15 protein-coding genes are annotated in these 17042 nt (G+C 60.4%); 12 read left to right on the forward strand and 3 right to left on the reverse strand.

Going from position 1 to position 17042, the window contains the following annotated elements:
• Positions 1–285: 285 nt before the first annotated feature.
• A complete protein-coding gene (locus BLW01_RS06730) occupies positions 286–1194 on the reverse strand; it encodes a LysR family transcriptional regulator (protein WP_092568737.1) in 909 nt (302 codons plus the stop codon).
• Positions 1195–1338: 144 nt separating this feature from the next.
• On the opposite strand from BLW01_RS06730, the gene BLW01_RS06735 reads away from it, so the two are divergent.
• The 4 genes from BLW01_RS06735 (at position 1339) to BLW01_RS06750 (ending at position 7037) form a co-directional block, all read left to right on the forward strand.
• On the forward strand, positions 1339–2472 hold the full coding sequence (locus tag BLW01_RS06735) for a 4-oxalomesaconate tautomerase (protein ID WP_217635496.1): 1134 nt from the start codon (positions 1339–1341) through the stop codon (positions 2470–2472).
• Positions 2473–2538: 66 nt separating this feature from the next.
• Entirely contained in the window at positions 2539–3657 is a 1119-nt protein-coding gene (locus BLW01_RS06740) for a Bug family tripartite tricarboxylate transporter substrate binding protein (RefSeq protein WP_092568738.1), read from the forward strand.
• 79 nt (positions 3658–3736) lie between these two features.
• Complete coding sequence (locus tag BLW01_RS06745; protein ID WP_092568739.1) at positions 3737–5686, forward strand: tripartite tricarboxylate transporter permease; 1950 nt, start codon at positions 3737–3739, stop codon at positions 5684–5686.
• 133 nt (positions 5687–5819) lie between these two features.
• Positions 5820–7037 (forward strand): MFS transporter, encoded by a 1218-nt coding sequence (locus BLW01_RS06750; protein WP_092568740.1) that lies wholly within the window; start codon positions 5820–5822, stop codon positions 7035–7037.
• Between the two features lie 14 nt (positions 7038–7051).
• Here the strand turns inward: BLW01_RS06750 and BLW01_RS06755 are convergent, their stop codons facing one another.
• Entirely contained in the window at positions 7052–8233 is a 1182-nt protein-coding gene (locus BLW01_RS06755; RefSeq protein WP_229806439.1) for an MFS transporter, read from the reverse strand.
• A 159-nt stretch (positions 8234–8392) separates the two neighbouring features.
• Between BLW01_RS06755 and gmk the strand changes: the two genes are divergently transcribed.
• From gmk to BLW01_RS06785, 6 genes are all read left to right on the forward strand, one after another.
• Positions 8393–9025, forward strand: a complete 633-nt coding sequence (gmk, locus tag BLW01_RS06760; RefSeq protein WP_092568742.1) for a guanylate kinase — start codon at positions 8393–8395, stop codon at positions 9023–9025.
• 59 nt (positions 9026–9084) lie between these two features.
• Positions 9085–9336 carry a DNA-directed RNA polymerase subunit omega gene (gene rpoZ / locus BLW01_RS06765; protein WP_092568743.1) on the forward strand — a complete coding sequence of 84 codons (252 nt, stop codon included), beginning with the start codon at positions 9085–9087 and terminating at the stop codon, positions 9334–9336.
• Between the two features lie 78 nt (positions 9337–9414).
• The gene (locus BLW01_RS06770; protein ID WP_092568744.1) at positions 9415–11547 is read left to right on the forward strand and encodes a RelA/SpoT family protein; all 2133 of its coding nucleotides are present in this window, start codon (positions 9415–9417) and stop codon (positions 11545–11547) included.
• Between the two features lie 70 nt (positions 11548–11617).
• Positions 11618–12007, forward strand: coding sequence for a RidA family protein (locus tag BLW01_RS06775; RefSeq protein WP_092568745.1), 390 nt, complete (start codon positions 11618–11620; stop codon positions 12005–12007).
• Between the two features lie 24 nt (positions 12008–12031).
• Positions 12032–12547 (forward strand): RNA 2',3'-cyclic phosphodiesterase, encoded by a 516-nt coding sequence (gene thpR / locus BLW01_RS06780; protein WP_092568746.1) that lies wholly within the window; start codon positions 12032–12034, stop codon positions 12545–12547.
• Between the two features lie 21 nt (positions 12548–12568).
• Positions 12569–13084 (forward strand): acyloxyacyl hydrolase, encoded by a 516-nt coding sequence (locus BLW01_RS06785; protein WP_092568747.1) that lies wholly within the window; start codon positions 12569–12571, stop codon positions 13082–13084.
• 6 nt (positions 13085–13090) lie between these two features.
• On the opposite strand, the gene BLW01_RS06790 is transcribed toward BLW01_RS06785, so the two are convergent.
• Positions 13091–13963 carry an SDR family oxidoreductase gene (locus BLW01_RS06790; protein WP_342341870.1) on the reverse strand — a complete coding sequence of 291 codons (873 nt, stop codon included), beginning with the start codon at positions 13961–13963 and terminating at the stop codon, positions 13091–13093.
• Between the two features lie 80 nt (positions 13964–14043).
• Here BLW01_RS06790 and BLW01_RS06795 point away from each other — a divergent pair, with 80 nt between their 5' ends.
• Entirely contained in the window at positions 14044–14964 is a 921-nt protein-coding gene (locus BLW01_RS06795; protein WP_092568748.1) for a hydrogen peroxide-inducible genes activator, read from the forward strand.
• Positions 14961–17042, forward strand: coding sequence for an ATP-dependent DNA helicase RecG (gene recG / locus BLW01_RS06800; RefSeq protein WP_092568749.1), 2082 nt, complete (start codon positions 14961–14963; stop codon positions 17040–17042). The genes BLW01_RS06795 and recG overlap by 4 nt, the downstream gene beginning before the upstream one ends.

The raw sequence follows: 17042 nt of genomic DNA on the forward strand, positions 1-17042 counted from the left end.
GGCTATTCAGTATCCTGTCACACCTTTACCTGAAGCTCAGATGTCAACATCAGTAAAAGAGGCCCGGACTTATAGCTCCGATGTCGACAGAGCCGCCATTACCTCGCCGCTACCCCTGCTTGCCGCTGCGATGAACCTCACTCTATTGGCGGAGGAGTGTGCAAGTATTGCGGCTTCGGGTTCGCCATGCTGCTGGTGCTGGGCTTGATGCTGTTCATGCCACCGATCCGAGTCCTCGGTATTCGCTGTCCAGATATGAAGCACCACTGCGACATCCAAAATCTTTCAGGCACATGTGGAACTGCCCCAATGCTCGAGAAGCATATCGATGAACAGCTGGGCGGTGCTGGAAATACTGTGCGTGTTGCTTCTTACCAGGCCGATGGTGCGTTGGATATGAGGTTTGGGAAGCTCACGTGCGCAGAGAGAGTCATGGTCTGCGCCAGGCATTGTCATTCTAGGCAAGATAGCCACGCCCAACCCCGACTCGACCAGACCCAGCGAAGTGGAAAGATGCTGGACTTCGTAGAAGCTGTTCAACCGGATGCCTTCCGCCGAGAGGGTGTTGTCCAGCAGGATTCGATTACCGCTGTCCCGGCTCACCGTGATCAACCTGACCTGTTCAAGATCCGACCATTCGATCCTCGGCTTATCCACAAGAGGATGGTCCGAACGCAATGCCAGGACGAAAGGGTCTTTCAGCAGTGGGGTGAAGGAGACTTCCGGACTCTGGGCGCTGAACATGTTGATGCCGAAGTCGGCCTCGCCGCTGATCACCTTCTCCAGCCCTTCCTTGGCACTCACGTCGAGGATCCGGATGCGGATGCCGGGCCAGGCTTCGCTGAATCCACGGATCACACTAGGCAGGAAATAGAACGCCGCGGTAGGGATGCAGGCAATGGTGACCGTGCCCTTCTGATGCGTGGCCAGTTCTCGAATGCCCAGGATCGACGATTCGTACTCCTCGATCATGCGTCTTGCCCGAGGCAGGAAGTCCGTGCCGATGGGGGTCAGCCGCGTTCGCCGGGTGGTGCGTTCCAGCAACTCGATTTCCAGGAGTTCTTCGAGCTTCTGAATGCGGCGGGACAGCGCCGGCTGAGAGAGATGGAGGCGTTGTGCAGCTTCGTGAAAGGAACCCAGCTCTGCGACCAGAATAAAGGCTTGTAAATCGAGGAATTCCAGGCGATGTAACATATCGTTTTTCTTGCATGGGGTGAAGTATATTAATGACCATAGCACATTAATGTGCTTTTCGAATTGATCGCCGCTTCTATTTGCATTTGAGGCATCAAAAGCGCCCTGACATGCTCATATCACATCTTTCAGACGCGATATGGCATGACGATGATGAACAGCATTCCCTGCATGATCATGCGTGGTGGCACCTCCAGAGGCCCTTTCCTGCGCATGAGGGATCTTCCCGATAACCAGGCGGCGCAAGCCGAGATCCTGATCAGCCTGATGGGATCGGGGCATGCTCTGCAGGTCGATGGCATTGGAGGCGGCGATCCGCTGACCAGCAAGGTCGCCATTGTGGAGCGTTCATCGCATCCCGAGGCGGATGTCGACTACCTGTTCGCGCAGGTCGATGTGCTCAATCGGCGTGTCGACTTCAACCCGAACTGCGGCAACATGCTATCGGCCGTCGGTCCGTACGCCCTCGAAACGGGTCTGGTAGAGCTCCAGGAGGGGATGACTACCGTTCGGGTGCGCAATCTCAACACCCAGCGATTGATCGAGTGTCATGTGCCGACCCCGGGGGGCCAGGTCGCTTACGAGGGCGATACGACGATCAGCGGCGTCCCCGGATGTGCCGCCGGCATCCAGCTCGGTTTCCTGGATATCGTCGGCACCAAGACGGACGCGCTACTGCCGACCGGTAACGCCATCGACACGATGGATGGCCTCCAGGTCACATGCCTCGACGCTGCCACTCCCATCATGATGGTCAACGCGGCCGACCTGGGGCTCAGTGGCCGGGAGTCTCCCGCTGAACTGGACGCTCATCCTGCCATGCTCGAGCGGCTGGAGTCGATTCGTCGCGAGGCGGGGCTGCGAATGGGGCTCGGGGATGTCAGCCAGAGCGTCTTGCCCAAGCCGGTGCTGGTGTCGGCACCGTTCGACGACGACAGTACGTTATGCACTCGCTATTTCGTGCCTCATCGCTGCCACAAGGCCATTGCCGTCACTGGCGCCATTGCGGTGGCCACGGCCGTCAGTGTGCCTGGCACCGTTGCCAACCGCATCGCGGTTGAGGCGGGAAAGCTCGAGGCCGATGGTCAGCTGTCGCAGGTAAGGCTGGAACATCCCTCCGGGGTCATCGACCTGAATGTCGAGCACCGCAACGGAAACCCTGTCGACATTGCGCGCGTTTCCCTCATCCGCACCGCCAGAAAGATCATGAGCGGGACCATTTTCTACTCGCTTCCTTCGGCTCCCGGTCAGGATATGCTGACATCAAGAGCCAGCTGAATCCTTGCATCCGCTGAGATGACCGTCATCAATCATGACAACGACAACACGCCAGGAGTAAATGCCATGAATATCCAAAAGACGGCAACTTCTTCTCATTCGCTCGGCCTGCTCAAGAGAGCCGCGTTGGTTGGGCTTGCGATCACCGGACTGGGCCTGACGACCTCTGTCCAGGCTCAAGACGTCGAGGTGCCCGGTAACATCAAGTGGACCATTCCCTTTGGCGTCGGCGGCGGTACCGATGTCTGGGCGCGTTTCTTCTCCCCCTGGCTCAGCGAGTCTCTGCCGGGCGAGCCGACCATCATGATCGATAACGTGCCCGGTGGCGGCTCCATCAATGGTGCCAATCTGTTCGCCGTGCGTGCCAAGTCGGATGGAAGCGACTGGTTAGGCACCTCGGCCTCGACACAGTATCCGGCCATGCTCGACGACCCTCGCGTTCGCTATGACTACAGCGATTGGACGCCCATCCTGGCCACGCCGACGGGTGGGGTGGTCTATGCCCAACCCAGCCTCGGCGAGTCGGCCGATACGGCGCTGGACGCTCTGCTGGAACAGCCGGTCAAACTGGCGGCGCAGAATCCCACCGGCGTCGAGCTACCGGTCCTGATCGCGCTGGACATGCTGGGGGCAGACGTACAGGCCGTGTTCGGCATGCGCAGCCGAGGCGAGGGTCGCCTGGCATTCGAGCGTGGTGAAGCCGACATCGATTTCCAGACCACCTCCGCTTACCTGAGTAACGTCAAGCCGCTGGTGGAGGCCGGCAAGGCAGTGCCGCTCTTTTCGCTTGGGGTACTGAACGACGAAGGCAAGATTGTGCGTGATCCGACTTTCCCGGATTTGCCCACTTTCAACGAGGTCTACCAGGCGCGGTATGACGAGGCACCGTCGGGCAATGAATATGAGGCGTTCCGCAAGTTCTTTGCCTCCGGCTATGCCTTGCAGAAGCTGATCATGGTACCGAAGGACACGCCGCAGGCCCTGATCGACACCTATCGCCAGGCAGCCCGTGACTTCGTGGACACCGAAGAGTTCAAGGAGGCGGCCGAAACCCAACTGGGGCCATACACGCCGGTGATCGGCGACACCGTCCAGCGACACCTCGATGATGCCATGTCCATCGATGACGCCACTCGCGACTGGCTGGCCGACTGGCTAGAGTCGGAGCACGACGCCAAGATCTGACGCGCAGCCGGGTATACCGGTCTCACTGGGCCCGGAACATCCGGCTCCATCCGGTCACACAAAACAAGAGCCATACGCCATGCTCGATATTCTTCTCTCCAGCCTGGGACAGCTCTTCACACTGTCCCATCTGCTCTTCATGGTGCTGGGCGTGCTGGTCGGCCTCGTTGTCGGCATCATCCCCGGCCTCGGTGGCATCGCCGGCATGTCGCTGCTGCTGCCCTTTCTCTACGGTATGGAACCGGCCGTGGCTCTCGGCATGCTGATGGGCCTGGTCGCCGTGATTCCCACCGGCGATACCTTTGCCTCGGTACTGTTGGGCATTCCCGGCTCCAGCGCATCCCAGGCAACCGTCATCGATGGTTTCTCGCTGGCCAAGCGTGGCCAGGCGGCACGCGCGCTGTCCAGTGCCTTTCTGTCCTCGATGATCGGGGGCCTCATCGGTGCCGTCATCTTGACCGGCTTTATCCTGATCGCCCGTCCGTTGGTGCTGTCATTCTCCTCTTCCGAGCTGTTCATGCTGACCCTGCTCGGCCTGTCGATGGTGGCCGTGCTCTCCGGGCGCGACCTCTTCAAGGGGCTGGCCGCCTGTGGCCTGGGCCTGCTGGTGGGTGCCATCGGCATGGCGCCGGCCACCGGTGAATTTCGCATGAACTTCGGTCTCGACTATCTCTACGATGGCTTGCCGTTGGTGGTGGTGGGGCTCGGGATCTTCGCCCTCCCGGAGATCGTCGATCTGCTGGTCAAGCGTGGGGCCATCGCCGAAGAACCGTGCCAACTCGGCAAGGGCTGGCGGCAAGGCATCCGCGACGTCCGTGAACAACGCGGTATCGTCGCGCGCTGTGCGGCTATCGGAAGCCTGATCGGCACGATTCCTGGTTTGGCCGGCTCCGTGGTCGATTGGCTCACCTATGGCCATGCGGTGCAGAGCGCCAAGGACAAGTCGGAATTCGGCAAGGGAGATATTCGCGGCGTGATCGCCCCCGAATCCGCCAACAATGCCTGCGCCTGCGGCGCCATGGTCCCCACCCTGCTGTTCGGCGTGCCGGGCTCGGGGACGGCCGCGGTATTCCTCGGCGGGCTATTATTGCTCGGGCTGCAGCCGGGTGTCGGCATGATCGAGACACATCTCGACCTGACCTACACCATCATCTGGTCGCTGGCCCTGGCCAACATCCTGGGGGCCGCCCTCTGTCTGGTTCTGGCACGCCCCGTCGCCAGCCTGACCCGAGTCCCCTTCGCCACGCTGGCGCCTCTGATCACGGTGCTGATCATGTTCGCCGCTTTCCAGGCCACGCGTTCCACGGGCGATCTTCTCGCCCTGGGGGCGGTGGGTATCCTGGGCGTTCTGTTCAAGCAGGCGAATTGGTCGCGCCCTGCCTTCCTGATCGGTTTCGTGCTGGCGCCGGGAGCGGAGGGGTACTTCTACCAGGCGGTACAGTTCCAGGGCACGGAAGCCTTCATGCGTCCCGGCGTATTGATCATCTGTGCTCTGATCCTTGCGGCTCTCTTCATTCCCCTGCTGCGTTCGCTGTGGGTCAAGCGTCGCCAGGCCTCCTCGGTCGGTGCCGCATCCACGGTCCGTACCGAACCTCCTGCCCTGGGCGTCATCGATGTGGTGCTCTTCATCACACTATTGGGGACGGCTATCGTTGCATGGATCGATGTGGCCGACCTGACCTTGATCGGCGGTATCATGCCGCGGCTGGCCATCGCGATCCTCGCCGTTTCCTGCCTGATGGAGATCGCCCGTTGCCTGATGCACCGTCCCCAGTGGCAGCATCAAGCCATCGGCCTGCATGGTCTCTGGCTGGCGGGCTTCTTTACCCTGGTAGGTGCCATGCTGCTACTGGGTTTCATCACCGCCGCGACGCTGTTCTGCCTCGTTTTCCTGCTGGCCATCGCGCGTCTCAAGCCTTGGGTTGCGGCCGTCATGGCGTTTGGCGTCACAGCCTTCCTGGTGGGCATGGCCGAATTCCTGACCCTGACCTACCCGAGCGGACTGATCGATCCCTGGCTGTTCGGCTGAAATTCGGGAGGTTGTATTTCCCGAGCAAGACAACCTGTCGAGCGACAGACCACTTTATACTTTCGTCTAATCCTGCGATCATGGCGCCCTCATCGCGCAGTCCCCACTGCGCTCCATATGAGGGAGAGCCATCATGCAGGACGCGCCCCCAACATCGACCGGTACCTACGCCGATAGTCCACGCCTGGCCGAGTTGTCACTGGCAATGGGTGGCTTCGGTATCGGTACCACCGAATTCGTGATCATGGGGCTGATGACGCCCATTGCCGGTGACCTGGCGGTGAGCGTACCGCAAGTCGGTTATGCCATCAGCAGCTATGCGCTCGGCGTGGTTGTCGGTGCCCCGCTGATTGCCTCACTCGGCGCCCGGGTACCGCGCCGAGCGCTCTTGATCGCGCTGATGCTGATCTTCGCCATCGGTAACCTGGCCAGTGCCCTGGCGCCCGGTTTCTGGTCATTCGTGGGGTTGCGCTTCCTGGCCGGTCTACCACACGGCGCCTATTTTGGCGTCGCCGCACTGGTGGCGGCAGGCGCGGTTCCCGTCGAGGAGCGCGCCAGAGCGGTGGCACGGGTCATGATGGGGCTCACGATCGCGATCCTGCTGGGGGCACCACTGGGTACCTGGTTCGGCACACAGTTCGGCTGGCGGGTTGCGTTTGCAGCGGTTGGTGGTATCGCACTGCTCACAGCACTGATGATCCGCTGTTTCGTTCCCCCGCAACCCCGCGATCCTGATGCCAGCCCGGTGCGAGAACTCACGGCGTTGATCAAGCAGCGCGTGCTGTTCACCTTGGGTGTGGCCTGCATCGGCTTCGGCGGAATGTTCTCTATCTTCAGCTACGTGATGCCGACACTGGTGGAACAGGCGGACATGAGCGAGGCGCTGGCGCCCATGGTGCTGGTCATCTTTGGTGTGGGAACGATCATCGGCACGCTGGCGGGTGCCCGACTGGCAGACCGTAACCTGTTACGGGCCATTCCCTGTATCCTGCTGTGGTGCGCTCTGGTGCAAGGGCTCTTCTTTTTTGCTGCTAACCATGTGCTGACCGGGCTGCTATTCGTCTGTCTGACCGGTACCAGCATGGCCTTGGGGCCGGCATTACAGACCCGGCTGATGGATGTGGCGGAAGATGCCCAGACCATGGCTGCGTCACTCAACCATGCAGCCTTCAACATGGCCAACGCCCTGGGCGCATGGCTGGCGGGGCTTGCCATCCAATGGGGGTTTACCTGGTCGACGACGGGGTTGGTCGGCACCGTTCTCGCCATCGCTGGCCTGGCCATCTTCGCCACCGGCCTATGGCTGGAACGACGCACATCAATGGCCGAACCTTGTATCCAACCCTGCTAGGATAGCGCGGGCCATCAGGGCATTACCGGACGACGCTGACGCCGCAACAGCACCAGCGCCATCAAGACCAGCAACGCGACGAGAGCGGCAAATATCTCACCCGTCGCTTGCAGGCCAATGAGTCGTGCCGTCACTCCGATACCCACCACTGGCAGTGAGATCGCCACATAAGCGACCACGAAGAAACTCGACGTCACCTCTGCTCGTCGCGTCAGTGGGCTGGCCGCCACGACTTCGCCAAGGCCGGCTCGAAACGCGATGCCCTGCCCGATGCCGGCCACAACGGCACCGCAGACGAACCACGTCAGCGACGCCAGGGCAATGCCGGCACCGATCGCCACCACGCCCAGCAACAGGATCACGCAACCGAGGGGCAGCCGATACGATAGCGGCACCCGCTCCTGCGCCAGTTGTCCAACGGTTGACGCGAAGAATGGCAGCCCCGCAACCACACCGATCGCCAATAGATTCGATACATCCATGATGCGCCCCATGAAGGCCGGCGCCGTGGCGGTGAAGAACCCCAGTACCGAAAAACCGGCGAAACCGGCAATGGCAGCGGGTACGAACACAGCACGTACCTCTGTCGGCACACTGAGCCGTTGCAGCCTGAGCCGGATTCGTTCAGGACGCGTCACCGTCTCGGGCGCTTGCCAGATGGCCAGCATCGCCAATCCTGCCAGCCCCAGATGCAACAGGTAGGGTAGCCACAGTGGATCGGGGAGATAACGGGAACACAGGCCGGCCACTACCGGACCCAGTCCCAATCCGCCCATGTTGGCGGCGGTTGCTGCCAATGCGGCATGGCGCTTGAGGTAGGAAGGAGCCAGTTCCATGACGGCCACTGTTGCCGTGCCGGTGAAGACTCCCGCCGAGAGGCCGGAGAGAACCCGCCCGGCAAGCATCGCCCCCAGCCCATCGGCCTGCAGGAACACGGCATCGCTGATCATCGCCGCAAACAGCCCGCCCAGCAGTATCGGGCGCCGACCCAGTTGATCCGACCAGCGCCCCGTCACCAGCAAGGCGGCAATCACACCTACCGCATAAGCAGCGAAGATCACTGTGATGATGAGTTGCGAAAATCCGAACTGGGTCTGATAGAGCGGATAAAGCGGTGTCGGGAGGGTTGTACCCAGCATGGTGGCGAGGAAGGCGAACGCCACCCCGAAGAAGGTCAAGGGTCGTTGCTGTGACACTGGCATGCTTCCTTTCCAGCCGTGAGTCAGAAAGACATGAAGTCTAGCACGCCTGGGCGGCCATACCATGACGCGACACCCGGCATGCGGTTATAATGCGCCGCCTGACGCCAGAGCCCGCCTTGGCAGGCGCAGACAGTCGCGACCCGGAGCCTCTACATGTCTCAAGGTACCCTATACATCATTTCCGCTCCTTCCGGTGCCGGAAAAACCAGCCTGGTGCGAGGATTGATCGAGCACCTCGATGGCATCCAGGTCTCGGTCTCTCATACCACCCGAGCCATTCGGTCCGGAGAAGCCGATGGTATCAACTACCATTTCGTCGACGTCGCAACGTTCGAACGCATGATAGAGCGCGGCGATTTCTTCGAGTACGCTCGCGTGTTCGACAACTACTACGGCACCTCACGTCCGGCAGTACAGGCTTTGCTGGCCGCCGGCCAGGACGTCATCCTGGAAATCGATTGGCAGGGTGCCCGCCAGGTCCGCGAGCAGGTACCCGATGCCGAATCGGTATTCATCCTGCCGCCATCGCGAGATGCACTACGCCGTCGTCTGGCTGATCGCGGCACTGATGACGACGACGTGATCGCCCGACGCATGCGCGATGCCATCAGCGAGATGTCGCACTACGACGAGTACGATCATGTCATCATCAACGACCAGTTCGACACCGCACTGGCCGATCTGGAAAGCTTGGTGCGTGCCCGTCGGACAAGACTCGATCGGGTGAAGGAAACCCGTGGCGCTCTACTCGAAATGCTCTTGTCACGGGATGAAGGCGTCGAGTAAACTATATCGTCCTGCAAATTTCACCAAAGACGTTCCGTATCGAACTCAGGTAGCTACTCATGGCGCGAGTCACCGTCGAAGATTGTCTGGATCATGTTGAAAACCGTTTCAAGCTGGTGATGATTTCCACCCAGCGCGCGCGCCAACTGGCTCGTGGATCACGTGATTCCCAACTCCCCTGGGAAAACGACAAGCCCACTGTCATGGCATTACGCGAAATTGCCGCTGGCTTGATCGATGACAATGTGCTGGACGAGCCGATCGAGGCCACGACCCGCACGACAAGCGAACCCTCGCCTCGCGAGGAGTGACGCAGCGCCTCGAATCGGATAACGTGACACTATCACCATTGTCGTCAACGTTCGTCGTTTCGGGTATAGGCGCGTTTCATGTTCACCATCGATGACCTGGCCGATCGCCTCGGCGGCTATCTTCCACCGGATGAGATCCAGCAGGTCAGGCGCGCCTTTTATTATGCTGAACAGGCCCATGACGGGCAGCAGCGTCGTTCAGGCGAACCCTATGTAACCCATCCTCTGGCGGTCGCCAACATCCTGGCCAATATGCACATGGACCATCAGAGCCTGATGGCTGCCATGTTGCACGATGTCATCGAGGACACCGGTATTTCCAAGGATGCCCTGGCTCGGCAGTTCGGTGAACCGGTTGCCGAACTGGTCGACGGCGTGTCCAAGCTGACGCAGATCACCTTCGAGGACAAGGCCGTCGCCCAGGCCGAGAACTTCCAGAAGATGGTGCTGGCAATGTCACGTGACATCCGCGTGATCATCGTCAAGCTTGCCGACCGCTTGCACAACATGCGTACTCTGGGTGCCCTGCGTCCCGAGAAGAAACGCCGCATCGCCCGCGAGACGCTCGAGATCTATGCCCGTATCGCCAGTCGCCTCGGCATCAATACCATCCGCGTCGAACTGGAAGACCTGTCATTCCATGCGCTCTACCCGATGCGCAGCGAACGCATCAAGCGCGCCGTCAGCAAGGCTCGCGGCAATCGCCGGTCCACCATTCGCCAGCTTCAGAACAGCTTGCAGAAGTGTATCGACGACGAGGGCCTGACCGGCACGGTAATCGGTCGCCAGAAACATCTGCTGTCGATCTATCGCAAGATGCGGGACCAGCGGAAATCGTTTGCCGAAATCATGGATGTCTTCGGCTTCCGCATCATTACCGACAGTGTCGACAGCTGCTATCGTATTCTCGGCGCCGTGCACAATCTCTATAAGCCTGTCCCGGGACGCTTCAAGGACTATATCGCCATTCCCAAGGCCAATGGCTACCAGAGCCTGCACACGACGCTGTTCGGTATCCGCGGCATGCCGATCGAGGTTCAGATCCGCACACGCGAAATGGAAGCCATGGCCAACAACGGCATCGCCGCTCACTGGCTATACAAGGCGGGACAGACGGAACGCCCCATCGCTGCCGGCAGCCACGCCCGAGCACGCGAATGGGTGCGCGGTCTGCTGGAAATGCAGCGCCATGCCGGTAACTCACTGGAATTCATCGAACACGTCAAGAACGACCTGTTCCCCGATGACATCTATGTGTTCACCCCCAAAGGGGACATCATGGAGTTGCCCCAGGGCGCGACAGTGATCGACTTCGCCTACAGCGTGCACACCGATATCGGCAACAGCTGCATTGCTTGTCGTATCGACCGGCATCTGGCCCCACTGTCGACTCGGCTCGAAAGTGGCCAGACACTCGAAGTGATCACGTCGCCCGGCGGTCGCCCCAACAGTTCCTGGTTGTCGTTCGTGATCACGGCGAAGGCGCGTTCAGCGATACGTCATGCCCTCAAGCACCAGCAACATACGGAATCCGTCCAGTTGGGTCGTCGCTTGCTCAACAAGGCACTGGCAGAGTACGAGACCAGTCTCGAGGAGTTGCCTGACGGACCGGTGCAGCAGTTGCTCGAGGAGCTCTCCTTGAAAAACCTGGATGCGCTGCTGGAATCCATCGGACTGGGCACCCGATTGGCCCACGTCATTGCCAGGCAACTGGTCGATGAACCCAAGACGTGTAGCGAACCGGGAGCCGTGACCACGACCCAACAGGGGCCCATCATGATCAGCGGCGCCGAAGGCATGGTGATCAGCTTCGCACGCTGCTGTCACCCGCTCCCCGGCGATCCTGTCATCGGTCATCTATCGGTCGGCAAGGGAATCGTGGTACACCGAACGGACTGTCGTAATCTGGATGAACTCAGGGGTGATCCGGATAAGCTGTTTGCGCTACAGTGGTCACAACATATAGAAGATGACTTTCCGGTTGCACTGCGAATCGAAGTCGAAAGCCGCCGAGGGCTGGTCGCCGAATTGGCTAGCCTGATAACGGATGCCGATGCCAACATCGAACGCATCGGTATCGAGGAGCGTGATGCTCGCCTGTCGATCGTCAACCTGACATTGGCAGTACACGATCGCGTTCATTTGGCACGCATCATCAAACGGACCCGCAACCTACCCCACGTCGGTAGAATCACGCGCGTCCTTAACTGAACCCTGGCGAACGCTCGACCGCCGCGATCAGCGGTGGGGCGGTCGTCTTTTTTCTTACAGGAGATGTCTCATGAGCAACAAGGCCGTCATCGATACCGACAAGGCACCGGCTGCCATCGGTCCTTACTCCCAGGCCATCAAGGCAGGCAACACCATTTATCTATCCGGCCAGATTCCGCTCGATCCGGCCACCATGGCGCTGGTCTCGGACGATTTCGAGACTCAGGCACGCCAGGTGTTCACCAACCTCAAGTCGGTCTGTGAAGAGGCTGCCGGCTCGCTGGGCGATCTGGTCAAGATCAACCTCTATCTGGTCGACCTGGACAATTTCGCCATCGTCAACCGCGTCATGGAAGAGTTCCTTGATTCGCCTTTCCCCGCACGTGCCGCGGTCGGCGTCAAGGCGCTGCCCAAAGGCAGCCAGGTCGAAGCAGAGGCCATCATGGTCCTCGGTGACTGAACCAGTCGCGGGAAAGAGCCAACGATGCGACTCTTCCTGGCATTGCGACCTGACCCCACATTACGACGGCAGTTGGGTGAACTGGCCGATCAGGTTCACGCCCGCTACGGTGGGCGTCGCATGCCTGACTCGACACTGCATGCGACGCTGGCCTTCCTGGGCGAAGTCACGGAAGCCCGCTGCCAGGAGCTCGAGCAGTTCACACGAGAGTGGCGGGTACCGTCAGCCACCTGGCGTCTGGATCGCTTCGGTTACTTTCACGGTCCGAAGATCCTGTGGGTCGGTGGCCACGACCATGCCGACTCACTGCTGCGACTGCACGGCGAGCTATGGCAGCAACTCGAACGTTTCGGATTCTCGCCACCATCGGGCCATTTCGTACCCCATGTCACTCTGCTCCGCAAAGCTCCACCCCCCGATTGGACAACACTACCCGACATCGGCCTCGAATGGCGCTATAATCAGTTAACACTGATACAATCGATTGCCACGGAGTGCGGCCAGCAATACCAGCCGCTTGCGCAATCGCCGACATCGTAACCGGGTCACCAGGGAGGGACGATGGTCAAGTGTTTACGGTATGCGCCGAGAACGGCACTGATACTGACATGGATGCTGGCCGTTCCCTCGACCAGCCAGGCCGATCTTTATATCGCACCGGGAATGACCAGTGAAGATACGGTGACGCTGACCCTGGGCATCGATCGCGACTTTCCGTTGGATGATTGGTCGCCCGCTCTCAGTCTACGCCTGACCGGTAGTTTGCTACTGCTGGAACGGCATGGTGGCGACAATGCCGCGCTGACTCTCTCGCCCGCCTTGCGATATACCTTCGCCGATACACCGACAAAGCCATTCCTGGAAGCCGGTATCGGCGGGGCCCTGTTTCTCGATGCCAGCATGGAGGACCGCGACCTGTCGACCGCATTCCAGTTCGAGGATCGCCTGGCCGCCGGTCTTCATCTCGATGGCGGCAGTGAAATCGGCCTTAGTGCCACACACTACTCGAATGCCAGTATCAAGAAACCGAATGACGGTTTCGAGGTGTATTCACTGACGTACCGACATCCTCTGTGATATCGGTTACGCTTTCTCGCTCTGCAGGTAACCGCCTTGTTTCAATATCTGGGTATAGCCTTCTCGATAGGTGGGATAGCGAAAACGATAACCGCTCTCCCGCAGTCGCGTATTATCACAGCGCTTGCTGGAACGGCGTCTGAGCGGCGACTGAATGGTTTCGGTCGAGGTCACCTTGAGCTTGGCCGCCAGCCAGGTCATCACATCATGCAAGGGTGCCGGTTCGCAGTCTGTCGCCAGATAGAGTTCGTGAAGCGGTGTGCCGGCCAGTTTCAAGTCGATGAGATGTGCCAGCACCCCGGCACAATCGTCACGATGGATCCGGTTGGAGTACATCGGCGGGGCCGCAGCGGCAATACGCCCTTCACTGACTTGGCGGATGAGACGGTCACGACCTGGCCCATAGATACCCGAAAAGCGAACCACCGTGCCGGGCAGTTCATGGTCGATGAGCGACTGTTCCGCTTGTCGCATGAGCGTCCCGGAGAAACCGGTGGGCACCGTTTCACTCGTTTCATCCACCACTTCGCCCTGCTGCTGGGCGTAGACACTGGTCGACGAGACGAAAAACACATGCGCAGGCGGTGCATCCCGGCGCGCGAATTCAGCCAGCACCGATCGCAATCCGGCCGGGTAGGCAGTGCGATAAGCCTCCTCCTCGAACCGATCGGCGCTAAGCACATAGACCACGATATCGGCATCCGGCAGCGTCGCGGCGGCACCATCGGCGTTGATGTCCTGAGACAGCGGTTCGATCCCGTACTCTTTCAGTTCACTGGCATTGCGGCGTACACCGATGACTCGCTGCCCGGCTTCCAGAAGCTGGCGCCCGAGCGTCATACCGACATCGCCACAACCGATTATCAGAGTCGTCTTCACCTTTCTCTCGCCCCTTGATAAAAAGTCCCTATTGGAAATTCTGATCCATCCGCTTCGAGAGGATGCCCGCAGGCACCACCATGACTCTAACAGAACTCCGTTATATCGTAACCTTGGCGCAAGAACATCACTTCGGACGCGCCGCCGAGCGCTGCTTCGTCTCACAGCCGACCCTGTCGGTTGCAGTCAAGAAGCTCGAAGAAGAGCTCGGTGTCGCTTTGTTCGAGCGCTCCAAATCCACCGTACAGGTCACACCGCTGGGTGAACAGATCGTCGAGCAGGCACAACGCGTATTGGAACAGAGCAGCATCATCAAGGAACTGGCCAATGCCGGTAAGGACCAGTTGTCGAGTCCGTTGCGTGTCGGTGCGATATTTACCATCGGTCCCTACCTGTTCCCTCACCTGGTACCGGAACTGGCCAGGACCGCACCCCAGATGCCGCTTTACATCGAGGAGGGCTTCACCGCCTCGTTGCGCAACAAGCTGCGCAGTGGCGAGCTCGATGCGATCATCGTGTCATTGCCGTTCACCGAACCGGATGTGGTGACGAAATCGCTTTATGAAGAAGAGTTCGAGGTGCTGATGCCGGCCAACCATCCCTGGGTTGCCAAGGAAAGCATCAATAAGGAGGACCTGCTCAACGAGCGTCTGTTGCTGCTCGGCGAAGGTCACTGCTTCAGAGATCAGATACTCGAGACATGTCCGGCCATCAGCCATCAGCTCAATAGCCCCAGTAACACTCTGACGGCCGAGGGCGGCTCACTGGAGACGATACGCCATATGGTAGCTTCCGGACTCGGTGTGACGGTACTGCCTCACTCGGCGATAGGTACCAGCCACTACGAAGCGGGAGTGTTGGCAAGTCGGCCCTTTACGCCCGAAGCGCCATCCCGGACCGTGGCCCTCGCCTGGCGGGCAAGTTTCCCTCGACCCAAGGCAATCGATGCGCTAACGAAAGCGATCACTGCCTGTCGGCAACGACAGCTCGAGCCGGCATGAACGAGCTCGAGCAGGATGTCAGAGCACTGAAGGGAGTCGGCGAAGCACTGGCTGTCAAACTGGCCAGACTGCGGATCTCCCAGGTGGCCGATCTGCTCTTTCATCTGCCGCTGCGCTATCAGGACCGAACGCGCATCACCCCCATCACCACCCTGCGTTCCGGCGACGAGGCCGTGGTCGAAGGCGACGTGGCGGCCGCGGATATCGTCAAGGGGCGTCGTCGCAGCTTGCTGGTCCGCCTCAAGGACGGTTCGGGCATTCTCAGCCTGCGTTTCTTCCACTTCTCGCCGGCACAACATCAGCAATTCCGCCCGGGAGTCAGGGTCCGCTGTTTCGGCGAAGCACGCGCCGGCGCTACCGGTCTGGAGTTGTACCATCCCGAATACCGTGTACTGAGCGACAGCGACGCCCCGGTCGAGGATCATCTGACACCGATCTATCCCACCACTGAAGGTCTCAATCAGGCCAGGTTACGCGGACTGATCGGTCAAGCGCTGGACTGTCTCGACGCCTCCCCTGAGGCGCTACCGGACTGGATACCGGAGACACTGCGTCAGCGATTCGATCTTCCCGCACTGTATGACGCCCTGACTTACCTTCACCGACCGCCTCCGGATGCGGATCTGGCCAGTCTGGCTGACACCCGGCATCCAACCCAACGCCGTCTGGCCCTGGAAGAGTTGTTGGCTCACCAGCTCAGCCTGCGTCAGGTCCGCTTGAAGATTCGATCCGATGCGGCGCCGGCCCTGCCGTCCGGCCGCAATCTACAGGCGACCTTCCTGACACGCCTGCCCTTCTCGCTGACCGGTGCCCAGCGGCGTGTGCTCGATGAAATCGCCGGCGACCTGGCCTGCCGGTCACCCATGTTGCGACTGGTGCAAGGGGATGTCGGCTCCGGCAAGACGGTCGTCGCCGCCATGGCAGCGCTCTCGGCACTGGCCGGCGGATTTCAGGTCGCCTTGATGGCCCCGACCGAAATCCTGGCCGAGCAGCACTATCGTAGCTTCCAGGAGTGGCTCGACCCGATGGGAATCGATGTCGCCTGGTTGGCCGGCAAGCTCAAGGGCAAGGCGCGTCTCGACACCAAGACAGCTATCGGTGATGGTCGCGCGCAAGTGGTGGTCGGTACGCACGCGCTGTTTCAAGACGATGTCCATTTCCATCGACTCGGTCTGGCCATCATCGATGAACAGCATCGCTTCGGTGTACATCAGCGTCTGGCACTTCGTGAAAAAGGGGAAGCCGGTGGATTCACCCCCCATCAATTGGTGATGACTGCCACGCCCATTCCCAGGACGCTGGCGATGAGCGCCTATGCCGACCTCGATATCTCGGTCATCGATGAGCTGCCGCCGGGCCGCACACCGGTCAAGACCGTCGCGATTCCCGACGAACGCCGGCCGGAGGTCGTGGACCGTATTCGTCAGGCCTGTACCGAAGGCCGCCAAGCTTACTGGGTCTGCACGCTGATCGAGGAATCGGAAGCCCTGCAGTGCCAGGCGGCCGAAGCTACACGAGACAGTCTGGGCGATGCCTTGCCGGAACTGGCGATCGGATTGGTTCACGGTCGCATGAAAGCGACCGAGAAAGCCGAGGTCATGGAGGCATTCAAGGTCGGGGAACTGGATCTACTGGTGGCCACGACCGTCATCGAGGTCGGTGTCGATGTGCCCAACGCCAGCCTGATGATCATCGAGAACCCCGAGCGCCTGGGTCTTTCCCAGCTGCATCAGTTACGTGGCCGGGTGGGGCGTGGCGATACGGAAAGCTTTTGCGTGCTGCTCTACCACCCGCCTTTGTCCGCGCACTCGCGCGAGCGTCTCGGGGTCATGCGAGATACCAGTGATGGGTTCCGCATCGCCGAAAAGGATCTGGAGCTTCGTGGTCCCGGCGAGGTGCTGGGAACCCGCCAGACCGGCCTGGCACAAATGAAAATCGCTGACCTGGAGCGTGATCGCGATCTCCTGGATCGTGTCACCCTGCTGGCCAAGTCGTTGCTCGAGCTGGCCCCGGAAGCCAGCACGCCGCTGATTCATCGCTGGCTGGGCGAAGAAGCGGGACGCTACGGCCAGGTGTAA

This window comes from Aidingimonas halophila (genome assembly GCF_900106955.1).
Taxonomy (GTDB): domain Bacteria; phylum Pseudomonadota; class Gammaproteobacteria; order Pseudomonadales; family Halomonadaceae; genus Aidingimonas; species Aidingimonas halophila.